The sequence below is a fragment of the Clostridium estertheticum genome (assembly GCF_018861295.1).
Classification (GTDB): Bacteria; Bacillota; Clostridia; order Clostridiales; family Clostridiaceae; genus Clostridium_AD; species Clostridium_AD estertheticum_D.
In genome coordinates, this window is the sequence record NZ_JAHLDM010000007.1 from 180,947 (window position 1) to 202,873 (window position 21,927).

Sequence of the window (21,927 nt, forward strand, 5' to 3'; positions counted from 1 at the left end):
CAACATACATCTGACTATAGTATACTTGTTTTTAACCAATAAGTATAATACATGTTTTCTATAATACTTATTAGTATTTCTGATAGGTAGGGTGATAATTTTGATAGAGGAATTAAAAACTTTTATTGCTGTTGTAGACAAAAAAAGCTTCACAAAAGCTGCAGTCACAATCAAGATATCTCAGCCAAGTGTTAGTTTACACATTAAAATTCTAGAAAAAAAGTTTAATACGAAATTGATAGAAAGATCAAATAAACAAAGAAATATATTAATTACACAAACTGGAGAAATCTTATACAAAAAAGCTAAACAAATAATATCACTAATTGATGACACAAAAGATGAACTTAACAATTATCATGATTCCACCTCAGGAACTTTAAAAATCGGCGCAAGCATGACTATAGGTGAATTCCTACTACCCTCAATATTAGGAGAATTTATTAAAGAGTTTCCAAACATAAAACTAGAAGTCGCTATTGAAAACACCCATAATATTTATGAAAAGTTTAAAAACTATGATATTGATATTGCTTTAACTGAAGGCAGCGTCCCTGCACATAACTATACTTCTAGAAACTTTTATAAAGATACAATGGTTGTTGTAACTCCAAATTCTTTTACCTATGATAAAAATATTGGCCTTAAACCTAACTTGTCAAATCAAACTTGGATGCATAGGGAAGAAGGTTCTGGAACTGGTGAGTATCTAAATATATTTTTAAATACAGAAGGTATATCTCCAAAGAATTTTATTATTCTTGGAAGTAATTACGCAATTAAAGAAGCTGTTAAAAACAATTTAGGTGTAACTTTTATCTCATCTTTAGTAGTTGATGATGCCGCTACTAACAATGAACTTAAAATTATAGCTACTGAGACAAAATATAATAGGTTTTTTTCTTATTTAGTTCATGAGAAAAACTTATCAAAGATTGCTACATTATTTGTTGAGAAACTAGAAAAGTTTAGTAAACGGAATATTACATAGCTGCCATATCACCCTCTTGATTACTTCTATATCTTCATATTATCTCAAATAAAAAAAGCACTTACATCCACTGCTTTGAATGTAAGTACTTTTATAATAAAATTATTTTAATACATCCGTATTAACACAATCATCAGGATTTTCACCATTTAGGACTTTGATAATATTTTCAGCTGCGACTAATCCCATATTTGTTCTTGTTTCCATTGTTGCTGAAGAAATACGAGGAACAATTGAAACATTGTACATATCTAGAAGTTCTGGTTCAATATTTGGTTCATGTTCAAATACATCAAGTCCTGCTCCCCATATTTCACCATCTTTGAGGGCTTTAACTAATGCTTTTTCGTTAATTACCGGCCCACTACATGTATTAACAATAACTGAAGTATTTTTCATAATAGAAAACTCTTTCTCTCCTATATAATGAATAGTAGACGGTAAAAGTGGCACATGTAATGATACAAAATCAGCTTCTTTAAGTAGCGTTTCTTTATCTACATAAATAGCACCAAGTTCTTTTTCCATTTTATAATTTCTAACTATATCAGTATAGAGTATTTTCATATCAAAAGCCTTAGCTTTCTTTGCAAAGTTAAACCCAATTCGCCCTGCTCCTACAACACCTAATGTCTTGCCGGTAATTTCACGCCCAAGAAACATCATAGGGTCACAAGACTCATAAGCACCATTTCTTGTGAATTTATCCGCTGCCACGATCCTTCTAGAAACAACCATGAGTAGTGTCCATGCAAGATCTGCAGTAGCATCATCTAATACGCGAGGAGTGTTTGTAATTATTATTCCCTGTTTGGTAGCCGTAGCTATATCAATATTGCTGTAACCCACACCGTAATTAGCAAAAATTTTACATTTGTTCCCCGCTGACTCAAGTGTCTCTTTATCTATATTATCAGTTAAAAGACATAAAACAGCATCCTTATCTTTTACCTTCTCAATAAGTTCTTCTCTTAATAAACCTCTATCACAAGGATTTATTTCTACGTCAAAATGCTTTCTTAAAAGTTCAATAGCCTCATCTGGAATTTTTCTTGTTACGTAAACCTTTTTTTTATCCACAGATTATACCTCCTCTAAATACTAGACCCATTGATCTCATAGCTTCTCAAATATAAGTTCATTTTTAAGTTTCCCTATTTCTTTTATAATCATCATTTTTCTAAAACAATATGTTATTTTTCTTGCCTTATTTTCAGGAATTTTCAACGTTTTCGCCAAGTTTTTGTTTGTAAAATTTTCTGGCAATTCATCTGGTAAAAATATCAAGAAATCCTTCTCTTCTTTAAAAGTGATTTTCTCCATTACCTCTAAAAGCTTATGATCCACTATGCTTATACCTTTTCTTCTCCAACTTCCTTTACCATCCTTGCATCTTATCTCTTCTTCTTTAATCATTAGGATTTCCAATATAAAATTATCTGATCCCATTAAATCAGGTATCCTAATTAATTCATCAAATAAATCAACTAACTTACCCTTTTTAGGTGACTTTCTTCTACTAATCACTATATCAGGTTCTTCTGTAGTTACTATATATTTTTCAGCAGCTATAGGATGTACAAGCATTACCTTATTATACTTAACTAATTCCCTAAGTTTATTGCGAATTGCACTAAAATTTTTTGTTTGTATTTCAATTAATGAATCTTCTCTAACTAAATCAATTACATATTTATCTACTTTCACCTCGAATCTATCTCCAGGCGTAACATACCATTGTTTAATTGATGAATGCAAAGACTTCTCATTTTTTATATTTATTCCATTTTGTTCATAAATTAAAACTGTGTCTTCTACTTGTCCCATTTTTTCTCCTACCTCTATAATAAACCTCTAAAATTTTTCTTAGATTAAATAATCTAGCTATTATAATTATATATTAATTATAACAGAATTGTTATAAAAATAAAATTTAAACTGTAAAATAAAGTATATTACCAGCAAACGTCACTAGCACATATGATAAGGTAATATGCTAATAATCTATAAAGAGATGATTAATTGTGTATCAAAGCATAATATAAAATAATATAATACTAAAAGGTGATGAAATATGAAAATTGTGATATTATCTGATACGCATGCAAAAAAACATAATGATAAACTTTTCAAATTAATAGACAATTTATTTAAAGAGGCTGATATGATAATTCATGCAGGTGATTATATTTCACCGAGCGTTGTATCAAAATTAAAAGAGCATGAGAATTTCGTTGGAGTATGGGGAAATAATGATAAACGTTATATAAGAGGTATATTAAATGAAAAAGAAATATTATCCATAGGAGGGTATAGAATTGGTCTATATCATGGTCATGGCAACAGCAAAAATACACTAACCACAGCATATGATAAATTTATTAATGATAAGGTAGATATAATAATCTTTGGACACACTCATCAACCACTTATATTAACTAAAAATAAAGTGCTTATGATTAATCCCGGTTCACCCTCCTGCAAAAGACGTGAGCCATGGTATTCTTATGTTGTTTTAGAAATCGAAAATAAAAAAATAGATGTCCACTTAAAATTTTTCAGCTGATATTATAATTTCTACAACTTTCAATTAAAAAAAAGTCCTACCATACTCATAAAGGTAGGACTTTTTATGTTAATATTCTTCAACTTCAGTAACTTCATATCCTGCTTCTTCAATAGCTTCTGAGATATCATTATCTGTTGTTTCATCTTCAAATTCTGCCATTGCAAATTTTTCTTCTAAATCAACTTTTACTTTAGTAGCACCAATGTCTAGTAATGTTTCTTTTACATGACTTACACAATGTGAACAACTCATTCCATCAATATATATTTTTTTCTTCATTTAAAATTCTCCTTTCAATTGTTTAAATTACATTCTTATATATTTAAATTTAAATTTATATATTTAAATTTATAATTATATCCTCTACTAAGTTAACTTAGTTTTATATTAGTCTCTTAAATGCCATTTGTCTATATGTATTTAATAAAATCCATATTGAACTAGTAATATATGCTTTTATGTTTCATTTTACTTATTTTGTAATTGCAAACAAATTGTAGCATATTAAGTGTCACTATTCAAGTTTTTACATACTTTATTTATTTTATTATTAGCATCCAAAATAAAATTCTATTCAAAAGCACTTAGTACCCTATCTAATATGCCATTAATGTGAGCTATAGCTATACCAAAGTTGGTAATAGGTAGTTCTACTATATTAGCTTTTTCAATCCTTGACATTAATTGTTGTCTATTAAACATACAAGCTCCACAATGAACTATTAACTTATACGCGCTTAGGTCTTCTGGAAAACCACTACCTGCACAAACCGTTATATCTAGATTCCCGCCGACCTTCTCGTTAAGCCATTTGGGTAGTTTCTCTCTACCTATGTCACCTTCAAGTGGATGATGAGTACAAGCTTCTGCTATTAGTACCTTATCTCCTGGTTTCAATGTATCAATAGCTCTTGCCCCTTTAACTAAGGTATCTAAATCTCCCTTGTACCTCGCCATAAGTATGGAGAATGAAGTAAGTGGTACATCTTTTGGAATAATAGAATTAACTTTTTTAAATACCTGTGAGTCTGTAATCACCAAATCCGGTTTAACCTTTAGTGCAGCTAAAATATCGCCTAGCTCACTATCCTTTACAACAAGGGCCATAACATCATTATCAAGTAGATCCCTTATAATTTGAACCTGTGGCAATATTAGTCTTCCTTTTGGCGCTTGGATATCTTGTGGTGCTACAACTAATACTATTGACTTTGGTTTTACTATGTCACCTACAATTGTATTTTTCTCAAAATCAGCTGGTGCGGCATCCATAATTGCTTTTTTTAATTCATCAATATTTATTCTATCTTTAGCACTAACCTTAACAAAATCTATGCCTATTATCTTTTGGATGCTGGTAATTTCGGTTTTCCCTAGCACTACTCCATTTTCATCGATTTTATTTATAACTCCTACTACAGGGATTTTTCTATTTTTTAAATCTTCATACCATGTTTTTTCAAATGTTAAATCCTTCTCATTACCATCTATAACCAAAAGAGCTAAATCGGTTTTATCCATAACTTCCTTAGTTTTTTTGATTCTAAGTTCACCTATTTCTCCATCATCATCAAGTCCTGCAGTGTCTATAATCACAACTGGTCCTATTGGAAGTAATTCCATAGCCTTATATACTGGGTCCGTTGTGGTTCCTGCTAAACTAGAAACTAATGCAATGTCCTGATTTGTAAGTGCATTAATTAAACTTGATTTTCCCACATTTCTTTTTCCAAATATAGCTATATGAAGTCTATTAGAATTTGGTGTTTGCTGCATACTATATGCCTCCTCTTTCTTCTTTTGAAATTGGTTTTATTTCTCTATACAATCAGAAAATTCTAGGCTTATTATATATCGTAATTATATAAAATTCAAGCATCAATTAATAGTAAATAATGTCTCATATTTTGATTTTAGTAATATACTGTTTTAATAGATTTTTCTTTGGGTATACTAATATCAACAAAAACTAAAGGTGAGTGATACTATGAATTTTATGAAAAAAAGTATTGTTATAATTTTTACAACCACTATTATTTGTTTCTTATTAGTCTATAGTTCACATGCAAATAGTGCTCAAAAAAGCATCCGAACATTTAACCCATCTAGTACTTCATTTAAAGATGGTGGTTACCTACATACTTCTAAATTTGTATATTTAACTTTTGATGATGGTCCTACGTACGTTGTTACAGATGCACTATTAGATGTATTAAAAAATGAAAAAGTTAAAGCTACTTTTTTTATAGTAGGAAAAGAAATTGAAGGAAAAGAATCTATCCTTAAGAGAATATATACCGAAGGTCATAGCATAGGTCTTCATACTTATAGCCATAATTTCAAAAAGATATATATAAGCTCAGATAAATTCATCGATGAGATGGAAAAAACTTCTAATAAAATTCAAGAAATCACAGGCTTCACTTCTAAGATTATTAGGTTCCCTGGTGGTAGTTCAAAACGCTTAAATTCTCTTACTTTAGAAAAACTTCATAAAAAAGGCTTTAAAATATATGATTGGAATGTAGATGCAAGTGATGGCATCAACCCCAATTTAAGTGTCGCGCAACTTATTAAAAATGCAAAAATCATTAGAGGTAATGAAAACATAGCTATAATACTTATGCATTGCAATTCTAATAATAAAAATACTGTAAAATCACTGCCAAGCATTATAAAGTATTACCTTGATTTAGGTTATGAATTTAAAGCTATCACTAAAGATACACCTGAATATTATTATAAATTTAAGAATTAAAAAAACCTCACTTTGCGGTGAGGTTTTTTAATATAATTGCATTAAAAATATTTTACTTACATTATTATTGCTTTTTAAATTTAAACTTACTTACCATTAAATATGATAACAAAACCATTAAAAACATTGTAGGGCCTAAATTTGATGCTCTATTAAACATAAAGAATGCATACAATGCTAAAAATGTACCTGTAATAGTGATAGGAATTCCTGAAAATACCCCATCAAAATCTGTAATATTATATTTTGCGAGTCTATATGCTCCTGCTACTGGAAATACTAAAACCATCAAATACCCAATTGGTCCAAGTCCTGCAAAATTATAAATACTAAATATTAATATAGAAGGTGCAACACCAAAAGATACTAAATCACATAATGAATCTAGTTCTTTACCGAGCTCTCCATCTACATTTAAAAACCTAGCTATTTTCCCATCATATCTATCAAATATTCCTGCTAAAAGAATAAATATCGCTGCTAATTTATAATTGCTGTCAAAACTCATAAGTATAGACAAAATGCCACAAGACATATTGCTTAAGGTGAAAATGTTAGGCACCGCATTCTTAATTTTTACCATCTTTTTTACCATCTATATCACTCCTATCATTATATAATTATAACATAGTGTTAGCAGTTATTCCTTAGTATTATATAACATTAATATTAAATTAACCTTAAATTTTGTTAATCTTAATATAAGCTATGATTTTTTATTCTATTTTAAATCAGAGCGATTTTGAAGGTATTCAATAATTTTGTTTGGAGTTTCTATTTGTTTTCTTTCCATAAGCGCAGGATCAAGTTTAACATTAAAGTTATCTTCTATAGCTACAATAAGTTCAATTATCCCTAATGAATCCAATCTTCCCGTGTCAAATAAATTCACATTACTTTCTTCTCGTAAATCCTCACCAGTAATTTCTTCGAGTATACCATAAATTAATTCATTCATATAAATTCCTCCATTTAATTAAGTTTTTGTAACTTATTACATATAATTTAATATAACCTAGGATAAATTACACTGCTTCTCAGAAAATTTATTTATAATTTTATCCTTATATAATATTCCTAGAATAACAAGCAATCCTGATATCACCACTAATGCAATGGAAAATATGTAATTTCCATGATGAATATTTGAACCAATGCATACAACTGCTGCAGTACCAGGTAATCTACCTACTAGTAAAAGCATAAAGAACTTCAATGATTTTATAGGTGTTAATGCTGCAATATATATTAAAATGTCTTTCGGCATTCCTGGAACTATAAACATAACAAACATAACAACAGGAAAATTCTTACTACTTATTATTTTCGTCAACCATTGAGTACTTGTACGTTTCACTATTTTTTCTACAAAAGAAAATGCTATAAACCTAGTGAAGTAAAAAATAATTGTGCCCCCTAGCATCATCCCTAATGTTGAATAAAAGGTTCCTAATATGCTACCATAAATATATCCACCCGCTACCTGAATTACTTCACCTGGAATTGGCGCAACTACCGTTTGTAGCACTTGGAAAGATAAGTATGCACCTATTCCCCCATTACCTAGAGAAACAATATAACGTCTAAATTTCTCAGGAGATACGGTTATTTCTATTATCCACGGTAGGTATCTAAATACAACTAGAGTTGATATGATAGCTAATAGCAATATTACTAACTTCATATTCAACTTGTTTTTCAAATGCTTCATGCCGTCCTCCCATTTTTAATATATTTAACAGTAGCATATTATCTTATAACATTATTAACCACTAAAAATTCAATTTACATTATTAATTTGAATATATACTCATACCCATAAACTTTAGCTAAAACTGCCTTATAAACAATATTCTAACATATTTCTATTATAAATTCTATATATCTACTTTTTATAAACTAATTATAAACAATGTATAAACTTTTTTAAATCCCATTTCATAAAGTTTACAACTGCCAACGAAAAAAGGTGCCTCTGAAATGATTTTTTAATCATTTCAGAGGCACCTCACATTATTCTACCTTCTATTTTCTTTCAACAATAATTGCAGTTCCTTGACCGCCACCTATACATAATGTAGCAAGTCCTGTTTTAGAATTCCTTTTTATCATTTCATATATTAATGTAATAAGTATTCTTCCACCTGAAGCTCCTACTGGATGACCTAATGCTATTGCTCCACCATTAACATTAACTATTTCTGGATTTAATCCTAAATCCTTAGCTACTGCTAATGATTGAGAAGCAAACGCTTCGTTAGCTTCAACTAAATCTAAATCAGCTACAGTAAGTCCTGCTTTTTCTAATGCTTTTTTGCTTGCTGGAACTGGACCATAACCCATTATTTTTGGATCTACGCCTGCTGATGCATAAGATTTTATTGAAACTAGTGGTTTAAGTCCTAATTGATCAGCTTTATCTTTTGACATTACTATAAACATAACAGAACCATCATTTATTCCTGATGCATTACCTGCTGTTACTGTACCACCCTTTTTAAATGCTGGTTTTAATTTAGTTAATTTGTCCATAGTTATTCCAAATCTAGGGCCTTCATCTGTGTCAAATGTTATTGGGTCACCTTTTCTTTGAGGAATTACAACTGGAACGATCTCATCTTTAAATTTGCCACCCTTTATAGCTGCTTCAGCTTTATGTTGGCTTTTTAAAGAAAATTCATCTTGTTGTTCTCTAGTTATATTAAATTTTTCTGCAATATTTTCTGCAGTTATTCCCATATGATAGTCGTTAAATGCATCCCAAAGAGAATCTTTGATCATAGCATCTACTACTTTACCATCTCCCATTCTTTTACCCCATCTATTGTTTGGAAGTATATATGGAGCATTACTCATGCTTTCAGTTCCACCAGCTAAAACTACTTCTGCATCTCCACACATTATAATCTGTGCTGCCATGCTTACAGCTCTAAGTCCTGAACCACAAACTTTATTTATTGTTAGTGCAGAAGATGATTCATCCAATCCTGCATTTATAGCTATTTGTCTAGCAATATTTTGTCCAAGTCCTGCTTGAATTACGTTACCGATGATAGCTTCTTCTACTATTTCTGGTTTAACTCCTGATCTTTTTATAGCTTCCTTAGCTGCAACTGTTCCCATTTCTACAGCTGATACTTGTGATAATCCTCCACCAAAAGTTCCTATTGCTGTTCTTGCTGCTCCTACAATTACTACTTCTCTCATATGTAACCCTCCATTAATTTATTTATCTAATTTATTATTAACATATAATAGGAATTTATGACATGATCATTTTTTCCTATATATATAACACTAGCAATTTCTATGCCAAGTCGTCAATACCCCGCAAACCTCACTATAGCAACTTATTTCTTTATACCAAAATTAAATATACCCCTCAATGTAAACTTAGTTTACACTAATGCTTATATAAATTTATCTTGTTCAAGCTTGTTAATATTATAACCTATTTGTTAAAAAAATCACTTAAAGTATTTTCAATGCATTGATATAACTATGTATTTAGTTTATCCTATAATTCTAGTTTACAATACACATACTATTTTTCATAAAAAAATAGTACGTGTAAACAAAGTTTGCATGTACACTATTGTGGATTAGTCTATTTTATTAAATTATATCTGTTTAATTTTTTATATAATCCCGCCCTACTAAGCCCCAATATTTTTGCTGCTTCTTTTTTATTTCCACTGGTATCTTTTAAACATTCCATGATAATGTCCTTTTCAATCCTTTCAACAACATCTTTCAAATAATTGTTTTCGAGCGAGTAGTTCTTAAGTTTACTCTTAATTATTTTTTCCGGCAAATGCTTTGGCATTATGCATATATCCTCATCAAGCAAATTAATAGCTCTTTCTATTACATTTTCAAGTTGCCTTATGTTCCCAGGCCAACTATAAGCTTTTAAAAAATCAATAGCTTCCCTAGATATACCTTCAGATTTAACATTATATTTTTTACATATTTTTGTCAAAAGCTTACCTGCCAATTCCTCAATGTCTTCTCTTCTTTCCCTTAATGGAGGTAATCTTAAATGCATAACATCTAACCTATAATATAAATCCTCTCGAAACTTTCCATCATTAATTAACTGTTCTAAAGATTTATTGGTAGATGCTATAATTCTTACATCAACTTTAATAGCATCGTTTCCACCAACCTTCACAAGTTCTTTCTCTTGAATAACCCTTAAAAGTTTAACTTGCATATTCATAGGCATATCACCAATTTCATCTAATAGTATGGTACCACCATTTGCATATTCAAACTTGCCTTTCCTACCTGATTTTTTTGCCCCAGTAAAAGCTCCTTCTTCATAGCCAAACATTTCTGACTCAAAAAGTTCTGCTGGAATAGCTCCACAATTAATTTTTACAAAAGGCTTTAAACATCTTTTACTATCATTATGAATAGAATGTGCAAAAAGTTCCTTACCAGTCCCGCTCTCTCCAGTGATTAAAACATTTGAATCTACCTTAGCAACTCTTTTGGCAAGGCCCATTACTTCTTGGCTTTTATCACTGCCTCCTATAATATTATTAAAAGTATATATTGCCTTTTGATCTGTACTTAATTCATTTTTACAGCCTTCAGCTTCTTTATCCAAAAGACATAATTTGTTACTTAGTATTTTAAAATTGCTTAAATCCTTAAACATTACTTTCCCAATTGCACCAACAACTTCACCATCTTTTATTATAGGGACTCTCATAGAAATCATCTTATGCCCATTTGCTTCTTGAATTTCACCAATTTTTTTTTCGCCAGTCCTTGCTACTATATGTAATTTTGTATTTTCAATAACCTCAGTTACATGTTTTCCCTCTGGATTTTGGCAATTAATAAACCTTTTATATTCATCGCTCATCATAGTTATTATTCCATTCTGGTCCACTACAACTATGCACTCCTTTACGGTATTAAAAATTGTGTTTAACATCTCTTCATATACCATACCATCATCTTGCACGTTCATTGGTAGATTGTTTTGACTTTCTTCATGAAAAACTTCAAACGCACCTATAACCTCACCGCTTTGAGTTATTAATTTGCGAGTTACAATAAATTTGCCTTCTTTTTTATTTACTTGCTCCTCTCCATTTTCAATTATACTTATTAATTTACTATAGGAGAGTACATCTGAAATATATTCTCCTATGCTATTATCTGCATCAATTTCAAACATTCTTTCAGCCGCATTATTAATTATTTGAATAATGCCTCTTTTATCTATAACAACAATACCTTCATTAATGTTGCTCATAACTTCATTATAGTAATCACTAATTATACCCATTCGTCACCTTCCTAAAGCCTTATAACTTAATTATAAAGTTGATAGTTTTTTTTATCAAGATATACTTAAAAATAGCGAGAATTTTTCTCGCTATTTTTAAGTATATCTTATTTTTTTATCAATTATCTACTAATTATTAATTCTTCTACTCTACTGTAATTGCATTAACTGGGCACTGTTCTTCTGCCTCTTTAGCACTTTTTACTAATTTTTCTGAGATTTCACCTTTAGATGCCTTTGCTTTTCCATCGTCGTCCATTGTAAAAATTTCTGGACATACTTCAGGACATAACCCACATCCTATACACGTATCCTTATCAACCATTGCTTCCATTAAAATCACTCCTTAGGTCAAATTTTATTTAAATAACTACTATATATATATTTCCACAATGATATAGTAATATACTTACTTGTAAAAGTAAGTAACAATAGTTACCAAACAAAACCACTTTCTAGCTAACCTCATTCTGCCGTCTTAACTTGTCAGCCACCATTGCTATGAATTCAGAATTTGCTGGCTTACCCTTCTTATAGCTAATAGTATATCCAAAAATTTTATTAATATTAGTGGCTTTTCTAGTGCTCCATGTAACATCTATTGCATGATTCATTGCTCTTTCAACCCTACCTGCAGTGGTATTAAATTTTTTACCCACTAATGGATATAATTCCTTTGTAACTGATGATGAAAGTTCATTATCAGTTACTAATATGTTTATTGCTTCTTTTAAATACATATAACCTTTTATATTAGTTGGTACCCCAATTTCATTAATAATATTAGTAATTTGAGAATTAAGATTATTTTTTTGCTCCTTATTGATTTTACTTTCTTTATTAATTTCACTTTCAGTATTCGTTTTTACATTGTCAATATTAGTAATTATATTTTTTAGCTCTTTATTATATATAGTATCACTTACAACTTCCCTTATTTTACCAATAAATAATTCCATATCAAAAGGTTTTACAATATAATAATCTGCTCCAAGCGATATAGCTCTTTTAGTTGTTATTTCACTCCCAACTGCTGATAAGACTATTATATGAGGTTTTGGATTTAAATTCATTGTATTTAGCCTCTCTAGCACTCCCAATCCATCAATAAAAGGCATGATTATATCAAGTATTACTAAATCAGGTTTTTTTTCTTTAATTAATTTTATTGCCTGTACTCCATTTTTTGCGATTCCGGTAACAACAATACCTTTCTGATAAAATATATACTCATTCAGTATATTACGAAATTCATCATTATCATCCGCAATGATAACTTTTATGTCCGACTCTTCCATATTTGTAATCTCCTTTACATACTTATTCCATACCAATATTATATATATTCTACAAAAGATTGGAAAATCCTTTTATTTTTTAAAAATATTGTCGAAATAAATAATAAAAAAGATCTTATTTTGTTATCTATTATAACTAGCTTCAAGCTGTTTAAATCTACTTTTAATCATTTGTGTCGAATATTGTGATCCAGCTAAAAATATTGTTTCTTATTGATAATAAGGTAATATGATTTATATATAGGTGTTTGAGACTGATATTGAAATTTCATGATATAATATTTAAAACACATTTATACAATTTAGGGGGGAAACTATGATTCTAAAAAAGCTATACATATGGCTTTTTTAAACCTATATAGAAACCTTAAAGGATAATTATCCTATATTTTTGGAGGTATAACAATGAAAATAGCTGTAATAGACGCTCAAGGAGCAGGTCTTGGAAAAACAATTATAAAAAAAATTCATAAAGAAATTGATTTTAATATTTATATAATTGCACTTGGCACAAATACATTTGCTACCTCTAACATGATGAAAGCCGGTGCAAATTTAGGAATAAGTGGAGAAGATGAAATTTGCTCATTCTGTTCTACAAATAAAGTTGACAGTATAATTGGTCCAATAGGTATGATATGTAGTGGTGGTATACAGGGAGAAATTACCCCTATGATTGCCTCGTCAATATATAATATGGATTGTACTAAATATATAATTCCACTACAAAAACATGGTATTTATATACCGGGAACAAGAAATCTTCAAATAAAAGATATTATTGACGACATTATTCTTGATATAAAAGGTAATATGAAACTATAATAGTAATATATAAGGATTGATTTAATTGATAACATGATATAAACTATAGTTAAATCAGCTCCAATGGAGCTTCCATATTATAATTATGAATACTAAAGTATAGATTACCTTAGTTTAAAAGGGAAGACAGGTGTAAATCCTGCGCGGTCCCGCCGCTGTAAAAGAAGAGTCCTTATATAAAAAGCCACTGGGAAACCGGGAAGGTACAATGGGGACAATGATGCTTAAGCCAGAATACCTTTCCATAATTACACACAATAGCTCTACGAGAGATGGAGAGGTGCTAGCAATATCTTTTTTTAGTTGCGATGATTTTAAGTCTCTTAACTCAATAGTTAAGGGACTTTTAACGTTTTAGGAAACATTTATAGAAAATGAAATACACGGAGGTACTATATGCAAGTAATAAAAAGAGATTCGAGAAGAAAAGAATTTATACCCGAAAGAATATTAACAGCAGCTGGAAAAGCTTTTACAGAAGTATACGGGAAGGAAGATAAGAGTTTTAATAATCTTGTCTTAACCAAGGTACTTGAAACTCTTAAACAAAGAGGAGAGACTATAATTCCAATAGAAGAAATACAGGATATAATAGTTGATCAAATAAAATTATTAGATAATAAAGTAGCCCTAGCTTATATAAGTTATAGAGAAGAAAGAACTTTTGAAAGAGATAAAAAAGGAGAATTGGACAAAGAAATAGATAATATAATTAATGCAGTTTCAGAGCAGACTAATTCCAATGGAAATCTTGATGGCAGTAAAATTCAAACAATAAGGGCCTTAATTTCAAATGTTGTTGGAAGTAACTATAGTCAAAGACATAAAATACCTAAAAAATATTTAAAAAAGCATAAAAAAAGTATATATATACATGATGAGACTTATTTTGGTTTACCTCTTTTTAATTGCTGCCTCGTTGACTGGATTTCCATGTTCGAGAATGGCTTTGACCTAGGCACAACACTTATAGGAACACCAAATTCGATTGAAACCGCAATAAATGTATTATCTCAAGTTGCGAGTCATATATCTAGTAATACATATGGGGGAACTACCTTCCCAACTTTAATAACAGGACTTACTCCTTATGCAGTTAAAAGTTTAAACAAACATAGGTCTGTTGGCAAAAAATGGATTGGTGATCCCCTTAAAATAGAAGAATATGCCTGGGATAGATTAGGTAAAGAAATAGAAGATAGCATGCAATCACTTGAATATGAAGTTCAAACATTAATGACAAGTCGTGCCGAGACTCCATTTTTAACACTTGGTATAAATAATGTAGATTTAAATGCTAGTGAAGAGGATCAAAAAATTCAAAAGATGATAACTGAGGCTATATTAAATCAAAGAATTAAAGGATTAACCGGTGGTGTAACTCCTGTATTTCCTAAGCTAGTGTATCAAAACACAAAAGGAAATAACCTTAATCCTCACGATAAATATTACGACTTATTTAAATTAGCGGTTGTATGTAGTGCCCATAGACAATACCCTGATTATATTAATACTGATAAATCAATTGAAGTTACTGGTGATTATAAGGAATGTATGGGTTGTAGATCATTCCTCGGGAGTTATATAGACGAGGCAGGTAATTATAAAACTGCTGGAAGATTTAACTTTGGAGTAATATCAATAAATCTTGTAAGACTTGCAATTGAGGCAGATAGAAATGAAGATTCATTTTTCAAATCTCTACATGAAGCTTTAAATGATTGCAAGGATTTATTAATGATAAGATATGATATACTAAAAAATGTTAAAGCAAAACAAGCACCTATATTATATATGAGTGGAGCAATTGCTAAATTAAATGCAGAAGATACAATAGAACCATTACTTAATAATGGATATGCTTCAGCATCTATTGGTTATGTTGGATTACATAATTGTTTAACTGCACTTTACGGCAAAGGACTAAATGATAGAACTGAAGAAACCTCTAAAAGAGCAACTAAAATCATGAGATATCTCAGAGATTATTGTGATGAACAAAAGGATAAAACAAAAATAGGATTTAGTTTATATGGATCTCCTGCTGAGACTCTTGCAACAAAATTTTGCGTAGAGGATGTAAAAGATTTTGGAGTTATAGATGGCGTAAATGATAATGGATATTATGAAAATTCATTTCATTATCCGTCTAATGAATTAATATCACCCTTTGATAAATTAGATTTAGAATCAGAATCATCTTCTTTATCCTCAGGTGGTGCAATATCATTTGTAGAACTAGGAGATATGACTAAAAATTTAGTGGCACTCGAGGATATTATAAGATACTCATATGACAAGACACATTTCCTCGGAATATCCTCAATAAGTGATAAATGTTTAAAATGTGGATATACAGGAGAAATGTTTACAAAAGAGAATAGTGATACAGAGTTTGAATGTCCTGTATGTAAAAATGACGATAAAATGTTGTTAAGCATAATAAGAAAGCTTTGTGGATACCTTGGGAGCATCTTCGAAAGACCTGTAGTTAATGGAAAAATGAAGGAGATTAAGAACAGAAAGAATAATAAAGGATGTAATTAAATGAATTATGCGAGTATTTTCTTTGATGATACCGTAAATGGCATAGGATTTAGAACCTCATTGTTCGTTAGCGGATGTGCTAAAACTCCTCCTTGCAAAGGATGCTGGAGCCCGGAGGCAAGACAATTTGATTATGGAGTGCCTTTTACCAACGATGTTAAAACTTCTATTCTAGAAAGCCTTAAGCACCCATATGTAAAGGGATTATCAATACTCGGAGGAGAACCGATGGATAATCTTAAATGTGGAGCTTTACTTGATTTAGTAAAAACAATAAAAATAAAGTTTCCTCACAAAACTATATTTTGTTGGAGTGGTTATACTTTTGAAGAACTTATTAAAAATCCTATAAGGTTAGAGTTTCTACAATATATAGATATGTTAAGAGATGGTGAATTCATAGAAGATCTTAAAGATATTACTCAATATTTAAGTGGTTCCAAAAATCAAAGAATGATAGCAGCTAGAGAAAGCCTAGCTCAAAATAAAATTATAAAATACAGTGTTTTAGATAATTAAGATAATTTAAAAAATCCACAAGATGAAGTTTACATTCATCTTGTGGATTTTTTATTTATTTTATATATTTAGCCACATTTTTAATGTGCTCCGCATATGTTATAGAAAATACATGTTCATCAGTTTTACTATTTAATACATAAAAAATATAATTTGTCTTCTCAGGATGTACTGCAGCATTTATCGACTTAATTCCGGGATTACATATTGGCGATGGTGGCAATCCTTTATTTAAGTAGGTATTATAAGGTGATTTTACTGCTAGGTCCTTATTATACAGCTTTTTTTTATCTCCAACTATATATATAATTGTAGCATCTATTTGAAGTGGCATCTTTTTCTTTAACCTATTTTGAATAACACTTGCTATCTTTGTTCTATCTACATCTTTTCCTGCTTCTTTCTCAACTAAAGAAGCTTCTATTACAACATTTCTTATATTAAGTTTGTTTTTAGTTATGTAGTCTTTATTAGATTTCATATTAAACTCAAAAGTATCAAGCATTTTTTTTATAATTACTTTGCTCGTTGCATCCTTTTGAAAAGAATATGTAGCAGGAAATAAAAAACCGTCTAACTTATGTTTATCATTTGGCACATCTTTTAAAAACCAATAATTATTATCTGACCAATTTTCAACTTCCTTTATAAAATCCTTTTGCGTAACTAATCCTGACTTTTGAAGTGTCTTACCTACTTCTTCATATGTATATCCTTCTGGCACCGTAACTTTTACAACATTATTTTTTTTGTATAAAATATTGCCTACGTTCAATATTCCAAATGCTGCTATAATAAAAACGATTAATACTAAAAATTTCATTCTAAATTTCATAATTTTAAGGTTCATACTCACCTTAACTAATTAAGTTGATAAAACCTAATTTCAACTCCTTTTTCTTTTTAAATATATATTAATAAACCCTTTTTTTATTAATTTATTCTCATAAATTTGTCTAATAAAGTTAAAATATACAAACTTTATAGAAAATAAAGATATAAATTTTAGTTACTTTAAATTATTATACCATTTTGCGACAACATAAACATTTATATAATAGAAATTATAAATAAAATCCTTAATGTGTACTTCTGCTTTTTATTAATATACAAAACCATAAAAAATGGTTGCTTATATTATAAGCAACCATTTTTATCTTAAAATTGTAAAAAAACATTTTATTACCTGTATCTATTTATTAAATAATTAAATTTAGATATCCCTTTTTTCAAAAACTAAATACCCTACAGCGCAGAATATCACGGAGTAGATAACGGACATCCCAATAGTAAAAGCAAGCGTCGTTCCCTCAATGCATGCTCCTGTATTAACAATGCTAGTAAAATCAGAAGTTGCAAATGGAAGATATTTACCCCAATTAAAATATATAGCTAGCATTTGCATAATACCACTACCAACTAAAAGAAAGAATAAGGAAAATCCAGTTGCAATTGATCGAGAACGTGATATCGCTGAAATTGCAAACGCTAATATTACATAAACAATCACAGTAAGAAAATCGAGACCAAAATAAATAATTGTTTTTAGTACAGCTGGTATATATATTATTTTGCTACTCGTCCACAACATTTCCTTACTTCCCATACCATTGAAACCATCAAATAAACCTATTAATATAAAATTCAACAAAAACGTTGTTACCAAAAGCACAAGACCATAAAAAATTGTAGCAATTAGTTTTGCACTAAGAATCTCCCAGCGTTTATAAGGCCGGGATATCATCATTTTCATTGTACCCTCTGAAAATTCACCTGCAATTAATGCTGAACAAGCTATTATTAAAAGAAGTGCAATGATAAAGCTATACCTAGCTCCTGTATTAAACTTTGTAACTCTTGCCCAAATGCTACTTTGAGTTTCTGGCTTTATATTATTATTGATCCTATATTCATTCTCAGCTATACTCTTTTGGGTTGATCCTATCATGAATTTTGACATTTTATCTGTTGCACTTTGGAGTACCTTTAGCTGAATTTTTTGCATAACAACATTTTTTTGTAATTCTTGTTTCCAATTTTCAGAAATTTTCGTAGTATTTGAAACCTTGTTAGATGAATTGTAATATTTAGTAATACCCGTTGCTGCTATTATAATTACAATCATAATTATTAACATTACTTTTGTAGAAAGTCTCTTCCAAAGTTTTGTGTTTTCTATTGAAACAAGTGTAAAAAAATTACTCATATTATTTTCCCTCCCCTGTAAGCTTCATAAATACATCCTCAAGTGATTGTGTCTCTTGTTTATCCATACCCAAAATAGCAATCCCCGCAGTTGTTAAGGTTGTAACTATTTCAGGTACCCGCTCTTTCGTTGTTTCAATGTGTACTCCATCCCCTGATAGACTACTATTTATATTAATGCTTGTTAGAAGTGACACTGCCCTATCATTATCATCCGATTCTAATACTATAATTGTTTTATCATCTTTCTTAGTCATGTTAAGGAGTTCTTCAACTGATTTTATCGTTATAATTTTACCTTTGTTGATTATTCCAACACGGTCGCACATCTGTTGCATTTCACCTAATATATGGCTAGATACAAGCACCGTAAGACCAGTCTCTGATGCTAACTTTCGAAGTAGCACTCGCATTGCCTTAATTCCTGCTGGATCAAGCCCATTTGTAGGTTCATCAAGTATAAGAAGTTTGGGACTATGAAGTAGTGCTTGAGCAATTCCTAGACGTTGCTTCATACCTAATGAGTAAGTTTTTACCTTATCCTTTATTGCCCTCTCAAGGTCAACAATTTTCACCACTTCATTTATTCGCGCCTCATCTACACCTTCATATATTTTTGCAAATATTTTAAGATTATCAATGCCAGACATATATTTATACATGTCTGGATTTTCAACTATGCACCCAATATTGCGCATTGCTCCTTTAAAATCATCTTTTACCGAGCATCCACCCACGTAAATACTTCCCTCAGTAATTTTTGATAATCCAACTATCATCTTAATAGTAGTAGATTTTCCAGCTCCATTAGGTCCTAGAAACCCAAATATTTCTCCTTTTTTAAGTTCAAAACAAATATCTGAAACTATTGTACGTTTACCAATTACTTTTTTTAGCTTTTCAACTTTTAATACTTCATTATTCATAATATACCCCCTGAAATTGTTATTTTAATTTGTGTAAAATAATTTATTTTAAGCTTGTTTTATTATCAAGCAAATATGCAGTAAGAAAAAATAATACGATAAATATAAGTAAATCAAAAAGGCATCTCACTGATATGTAATTTATTGAATAGTTTTTTACTAAAACACTAAACCCTGCTGTAGTTTTTGCAGCTTCCACTACATTTTTGAAAACAAATGTAGGAATAGAACTCACGACTTCTATGACAAAATATGTTCCAAAGCCTGCAAGCACGCTGAATTTTTTCCAAATATGTAGTTTTGAAATAGAAATAGAAAAATATATTACGAGTACTGAACGAAATATATTTATTAAGTACTCAATTCCAAACAGTATTGTATATGCCTTGTTTATTTCAAAGTAGTTATAAGTATCCTTAATAATATTGGATTCGCTATAATTTAAATTAAGTGCTATAATCGATGGAACTATAATTATTGCCAATGTAACTGTCCAAATAAAGGCAGAAATAAGCTTAGATGCCAAAATGACTTTACCGTCTATTGGGAGCGTAAACATAAGATACCCTTCATCACCATAAAGATTTCTGTTATACCGTGTAAATATTGTAAGAAATGTTATTACAGTTAAAGCTACCATTCCAAAAATTAATGCTGCTGTAGTAACAGTTTCATACTCCCTAAAAAACGTCATCAAAACAGCTGCAATTATGATATAAACTGAGAATGCCATAATAAATCTACCATAGCTTGACTTAATCTCATACTTTAATAACTTCAGCAGCATTTAAAAACCTCCCTGCAATATTCATCTATAGATTTACCAACTTTACTCCTAACATTGTCTACTTCACCATTAACAAGAATTTTACCATTCTTAAGGATAATAACTCCGTCAAAAGCACGTTCAACATCTTGAATAAGCTGAGTGGACAGAATTACTGAACTTTTTTCGTTATAGTTAGTAAGTATAGTGTCAATTATTATATCACGACTGGCAGGGTCTACCCCTCCTAATGGTTCATCAAGTACATAAAGCTTTGACCTACGAGACATTACAATTACGAGTTGCACTTTTTCATAGGTACCTTTTGAAAGTTTCGTAACACTTTGATTAATATCAATATTAAGTAAATTTAAAAGTTCTATGGCCTTATTTTTATCAAAATCTATATAAAAATCTGCAAATAAATCCACTGTATCCTTAACCTTCATCCATGAACTTAAATAAGTCTTATCTGGGAGATATGACGTAATAGATTTTGTATATTTGCCAGGACTTTGATTATTAATTAAAACCTTCCCAGAGTAATCTTTCATAACACCAGTTATAATTTTGATTATTGTAGTTTTACCAGCTCCATTTGCACCGAGCAGCCCAATTATCCTCCCTTCTGGAATTGTTAGCGAGATATCGTCTATTATCACTTTGCCTTCGTATTTTTTTGTTAGATTAGTGATTTCAACCAATTTATTCATTTTCACTCTCCTCCATAAATTCTTTTATAAGTCTTAGGATATCCAATTTATGAAAACCAGATTTACTCATAATTTCAACAAAATCTGAAACTTGTCTACGCACTGATTCAGCTTTAATTTTTTCAATAAGTTGACTATCTTTAGTTATAAATCTACCTGAGGTTCGCTCTGTATAAATAAGCTTGAGACGTTCAAGCTCTGCAAACGCCCTTTGCATTGTATTTGGGTTAACGCCCATATTTTTTGCCAAATCACGTACACTATCTACCTTACCTCCAGGATCCATTTCTCCGGAAACAATTTGTCTTTTAATTTCTGCAATGATCTGAAGGTAGATTGGTATATTGGGATTAAATTCAAATTTCAACCGCATCACCCCTAGTTATTATGTATTATTGTATTAATCACTTAATACAATAATACATAATAAGGACATAAATGTCAACTTTTTTATATAGTATCTCTAAGTGTAAATTTAATCACCCAATCTTTATCCCACAGAAAT

General features: G+C 30.0%; 23 protein-coding genes and 1 riboswitch. Of the genes, 6 read left to right on the plus strand and 17 right to left on the minus strand.

The features are described from left to right. The first annotated feature begins 100 nt into the window (after positions 1-100). A complete protein-coding gene (locus KPL54_RS09590; RefSeq protein WP_216106350.1) occupies positions 101-991 on the plus strand; it encodes a LysR substrate-binding domain-containing protein in 891 nt (296 codons plus the stop codon). Positions 992-1,093: 102 nt separating this feature from the next. On the opposite strand, the gene KPL54_RS09595 is transcribed toward KPL54_RS09590, so the two are convergent. Continuing rightward, the gene (locus tag KPL54_RS09595) at positions 1,094-2,071 is read right to left on the minus strand and encodes a 2-hydroxyacid dehydrogenase (RefSeq protein ID WP_216106351.1); all 978 of its coding nucleotides are present in this window, start codon (positions 2,069-2,071) and stop codon (positions 1,094-1,096) included. 36 nt (positions 2,072-2,107) lie between these two features. After that, a complete protein-coding gene (locus KPL54_RS09600; protein ID WP_216106352.1) occupies positions 2,108-2,818 on the minus strand; it encodes a hypothetical protein in 711 nt (236 codons plus the stop codon). Positions 2,819-3,065: 247 nt separating this feature from the next. Here KPL54_RS09600 and KPL54_RS09605 point away from each other — a divergent pair, with 247 nt between their 5' ends. Further along, entirely contained in the window at positions 3,066-3,557 is a 492-nt protein-coding gene (locus KPL54_RS09605; RefSeq protein WP_216106353.1) for a metallophosphoesterase family protein, read from the plus strand. Positions 3,558-3,626: 69 nt separating this feature from the next. On the opposite strand, the gene KPL54_RS09610 is transcribed toward KPL54_RS09605, so the two are convergent. Both KPL54_RS09610 and hydF read right to left on the minus strand, forming a co-directional pair. Continuing rightward, complete coding sequence (locus tag KPL54_RS09610; protein WP_216106354.1) at positions 3,627-3,839, minus strand: heavy-metal-associated domain-containing protein; 213 nt, start codon at positions 3,837-3,839, stop codon at positions 3,627-3,629. 291 nt (positions 3,840-4,130) lie between these two features. Continuing rightward, on the minus strand, positions 4,131-5,336 hold the full coding sequence (hydF, locus tag KPL54_RS09615; protein WP_216106355.1) for a [FeFe] hydrogenase H-cluster maturation GTPase HydF: 1,206 nt from the start codon (positions 5,334-5,336) through the stop codon (positions 4,131-4,133). A 211-nt stretch (positions 5,337-5,547) separates the two neighbouring features. Here hydF and KPL54_RS09620 point away from each other — a divergent pair, with 211 nt between their 5' ends. Continuing rightward, positions 5,548-6,318 carry a polysaccharide deacetylase family protein gene (locus KPL54_RS09620; RefSeq protein ID WP_253203414.1) on the plus strand — a complete coding sequence of 257 codons (771 nt, stop codon included), beginning with the start codon at positions 5,548-5,550 and terminating at the stop codon, positions 6,316-6,318. A 64-nt stretch (positions 6,319-6,382) separates the two neighbouring features. On the opposite strand, the gene pssA is transcribed toward KPL54_RS09620, so the two are convergent. The 7 genes from pssA to spo0A form a co-directional block, all read right to left on the minus strand. Continuing rightward, positions 6,383-6,901, minus strand: coding sequence for a CDP-diacylglycerol--serine O-phosphatidyltransferase (gene pssA, locus KPL54_RS09625; protein WP_216106392.1), 519 nt, complete (start codon positions 6,899-6,901; stop codon positions 6,383-6,385). Between the two features lie 138 nt (positions 6,902-7,039). Further along, on the minus strand, positions 7,040-7,276 hold the full coding sequence (locus KPL54_RS09630) for a phosphopantetheine-binding protein (RefSeq protein WP_216106356.1): 237 nt from the start codon (positions 7,274-7,276) through the stop codon (positions 7,040-7,042). A 57-nt stretch (positions 7,277-7,333) separates the two neighbouring features. Beyond that, a complete protein-coding gene (locus tag KPL54_RS09635; RefSeq protein ID WP_216106357.1) occupies positions 7,334-8,029 on the minus strand; it encodes a TVP38/TMEM64 family protein in 696 nt (231 codons plus the stop codon). Positions 8,030-8,343: 314 nt separating this feature from the next. Then, positions 8,344-9,525, minus strand: a complete 1,182-nt coding sequence (locus KPL54_RS09640) for an acetyl-CoA C-acetyltransferase (RefSeq protein ID WP_216106358.1) — start codon at positions 9,523-9,525, stop codon at positions 8,344-8,346. A 400-nt stretch (positions 9,526-9,925) separates the two neighbouring features. Continuing rightward, positions 9,926-11,623: a sigma-54 interaction domain-containing protein gene (locus KPL54_RS09645; RefSeq protein ID WP_216106359.1), complete on the minus strand. Its 1,698-nt coding sequence runs from the start codon at positions 11,621-11,623 to the stop codon at positions 9,926-9,928. A gap of 145 nt (positions 11,624-11,768) precedes the next feature. Then, the gene (locus KPL54_RS09650; protein ID WP_216106360.1) at positions 11,769-11,957 is read right to left on the minus strand and encodes a ferredoxin; all 189 of its coding nucleotides are present in this window, start codon (positions 11,955-11,957) and stop codon (positions 11,769-11,771) included. Between the two features lie 121 nt (positions 11,958-12,078). Then, positions 12,079-12,921, minus strand: a complete 843-nt coding sequence (gene spo0A / locus KPL54_RS09655) for a sporulation transcription factor Spo0A (RefSeq protein ID WP_216106361.1) — start codon at positions 12,919-12,921, stop codon at positions 12,079-12,081. 405 nt (positions 12,922-13,326) lie between these two features. On the opposite strand from spo0A, the gene KPL54_RS09660 reads away from it, so the two are divergent. The 3 genes from KPL54_RS09660 to nrdG all read left to right on the plus strand — a co-directional run bounded on the left by KPL54_RS09660 (position 13,327) and on the right by nrdG (position 16,812). Further along, complete coding sequence (locus KPL54_RS09660; RefSeq protein WP_216106362.1) at positions 13,327-13,746, plus strand: DUF3842 family protein; 420 nt, start codon at positions 13,327-13,329, stop codon at positions 13,744-13,746. 70 nt (positions 13,747-13,816) lie between these two features. Next, a riboswitch (cobalamin riboswitch) is annotated at positions 13,817-14,006 on the plus strand. A gap of 136 nt (positions 14,007-14,142) precedes the next feature. After that, on the plus strand, positions 14,143-16,293 hold the full coding sequence (nrdD, locus tag KPL54_RS09665; protein ID WP_216106363.1) for an anaerobic ribonucleoside-triphosphate reductase: 2,151 nt from the start codon (positions 14,143-14,145) through the stop codon (positions 16,291-16,293). Then, a complete protein-coding gene (nrdG, locus tag KPL54_RS09670; RefSeq protein ID WP_216106364.1) occupies positions 16,294-16,812 on the plus strand; it encodes an anaerobic ribonucleoside-triphosphate reductase activating protein in 519 nt (172 codons plus the stop codon). A gap of 55 nt (positions 16,813-16,867) precedes the next feature. Here the strand turns inward: nrdG and mltG are convergent, their stop codons facing one another. The 6 genes from mltG to KPL54_RS09700 all read right to left on the minus strand — a co-directional run bounded on the left by mltG (position 16,868) and on the right by KPL54_RS09700 (position 21,789). Next, positions 16,868-17,662, minus strand: a complete 795-nt coding sequence (gene mltG / locus KPL54_RS09675; protein WP_216106365.1) for an endolytic transglycosylase MltG — start codon at positions 17,660-17,662, stop codon at positions 16,868-16,870. Between the two features lie 363 nt (positions 17,663-18,025). Then, on the minus strand, positions 18,026-19,018 hold the full coding sequence (locus KPL54_RS09680) for an ABC transporter permease subunit (RefSeq protein WP_216106366.1): 993 nt from the start codon (positions 19,016-19,018) through the stop codon (positions 18,026-18,028). Position 19,019: 1 nt separating this feature from the next. After that, complete coding sequence (locus KPL54_RS09685) at positions 19,020-19,943, minus strand: ABC transporter ATP-binding protein (protein WP_216106367.1); 924 nt, start codon at positions 19,941-19,943, stop codon at positions 19,020-19,022. Between the two features lie 43 nt (positions 19,944-19,986). Continuing rightward, the gene (locus KPL54_RS09690; protein WP_216106368.1) at positions 19,987-20,730 is read right to left on the minus strand and encodes a hypothetical protein; all 744 of its coding nucleotides are present in this window, start codon (positions 20,728-20,730) and stop codon (positions 19,987-19,989) included. Further along, positions 20,721-21,422: an ABC transporter ATP-binding protein gene (locus KPL54_RS09695; protein WP_216106369.1), complete on the minus strand. Its 702-nt coding sequence runs from the start codon at positions 21,420-21,422 to the stop codon at positions 20,721-20,723. The genes KPL54_RS09690 and KPL54_RS09695 overlap by 10 nt, the downstream gene beginning before the upstream one ends. After that, a complete protein-coding gene (locus KPL54_RS09700) occupies positions 21,415-21,789 on the minus strand; it encodes a GntR family transcriptional regulator (RefSeq protein ID WP_216106370.1) in 375 nt (124 codons plus the stop codon). Before KPL54_RS09700 ends, KPL54_RS09695 begins: the two co-directional genes overlap by 8 nt. Between the last annotated feature and the right edge of the window lie 138 nt (positions 21,790-21,927).

Coding starts and splice junctions, on each gene's coding strand:
- KPL54_RS09600 (WP_216106352.1), bottom strand. CDS start 2,818: ATGGGACAAGTAGAAGACACAGTTTTAATTTATGAACAAAATGGAATA.
- KPL54_RS09605 (WP_216106353.1), top strand. CDS start 3,066: ATGAAAATTGTGATATTATCTGATACGCATGCAAAAAAACATAATGAT.
- KPL54_RS09610 (WP_216106354.1), bottom strand. CDS start 3,839: ATGAAGAAAAAAATATATATTGATGGAATGAGTTGTTCACATTGTGTA.
- hydF (WP_216106355.1), bottom strand. CDS start 5,336: ATGCAGCAAACACCAAATTCTAATAGACTTCATATAGCTATATTTGGA.
- KPL54_RS09620 (WP_253203414.1), top strand. CDS start 5,548: ATGAATTTTATGAAAAAAAGTATTGTTATAATTTTTACAACCACTATT.
- pssA (WP_216106392.1), bottom strand. CDS start 6,901: ATGGTAAAAATTAAGAATGCGGTGCCTAACATTTTCACCTTAAGCAAT.
- KPL54_RS09630 (WP_216106356.1), bottom strand. CDS start 7,276: ATGAATGAATTAATTTATGGTATACTCGAAGAAATTACTGGTGAGGAT.
- KPL54_RS09635 (WP_216106357.1), bottom strand. CDS start 8,029: ATGAAGCATTTGAAAAACAAGTTGAATATGAAGTTAGTAATATTGCTA.
- KPL54_RS09640 (WP_216106358.1), bottom strand. CDS start 9,525: ATGAGAGAAGTAGTAATTGTAGGAGCAGCAAGAACAGCAATAGGAACT.
- KPL54_RS09645 (WP_216106359.1), bottom strand. CDS start 11,623: ATGGGTATAATTAGTGATTACTATAATGAAGTTATGAGCAACATTAAT.
- KPL54_RS09650 (WP_216106360.1), bottom strand. CDS start 11,957: ATGGAAGCAATGGTTGATAAGGATACGTGTATAGGATGTGGGTTATGT.
- spo0A (WP_216106361.1), bottom strand. CDS start 12,921: ATGGAAGAGTCGGACATAAAAGTTATCATTGCGGATGATAATGATGAA.
- KPL54_RS09660 (WP_216106362.1), top strand. CDS start 13,327: ATGAAAATAGCTGTAATAGACGCTCAAGGAGCAGGTCTTGGAAAAACA.
- nrdD (WP_216106363.1), top strand. CDS start 14,143: ATGCAAGTAATAAAAAGAGATTCGAGAAGAAAAGAATTTATACCCGAA.
- nrdG (WP_216106364.1), top strand. CDS start 16,294: ATGAATTATGCGAGTATTTTCTTTGATGATACCGTAAATGGCATAGGA.
- mltG (WP_216106365.1), bottom strand. CDS start 17,662: ATGAACCTTAAAATTATGAAATTTAGAATGAAATTTTTAGTATTAATC.
- KPL54_RS09680 (WP_216106366.1), bottom strand. CDS start 19,018: ATGAGTAATTTTTTTACACTTGTTTCAATAGAAAACACAAAACTTTGG.
- KPL54_RS09685 (WP_216106367.1), bottom strand. CDS start 19,943: ATGAATAATGAAGTATTAAAAGTTGAAAAGCTAAAAAAAGTAATTGGT.
- KPL54_RS09690 (WP_216106368.1), bottom strand. CDS start 20,730: ATGCTGCTGAAGTTATTAAAGTATGAGATTAAGTCAAGCTATGGTAGA.
- KPL54_RS09695 (WP_216106369.1), bottom strand. CDS start 21,422: ATGAATAAATTGGTTGAAATCACTAATCTAACAAAAAAATACGAAGGC.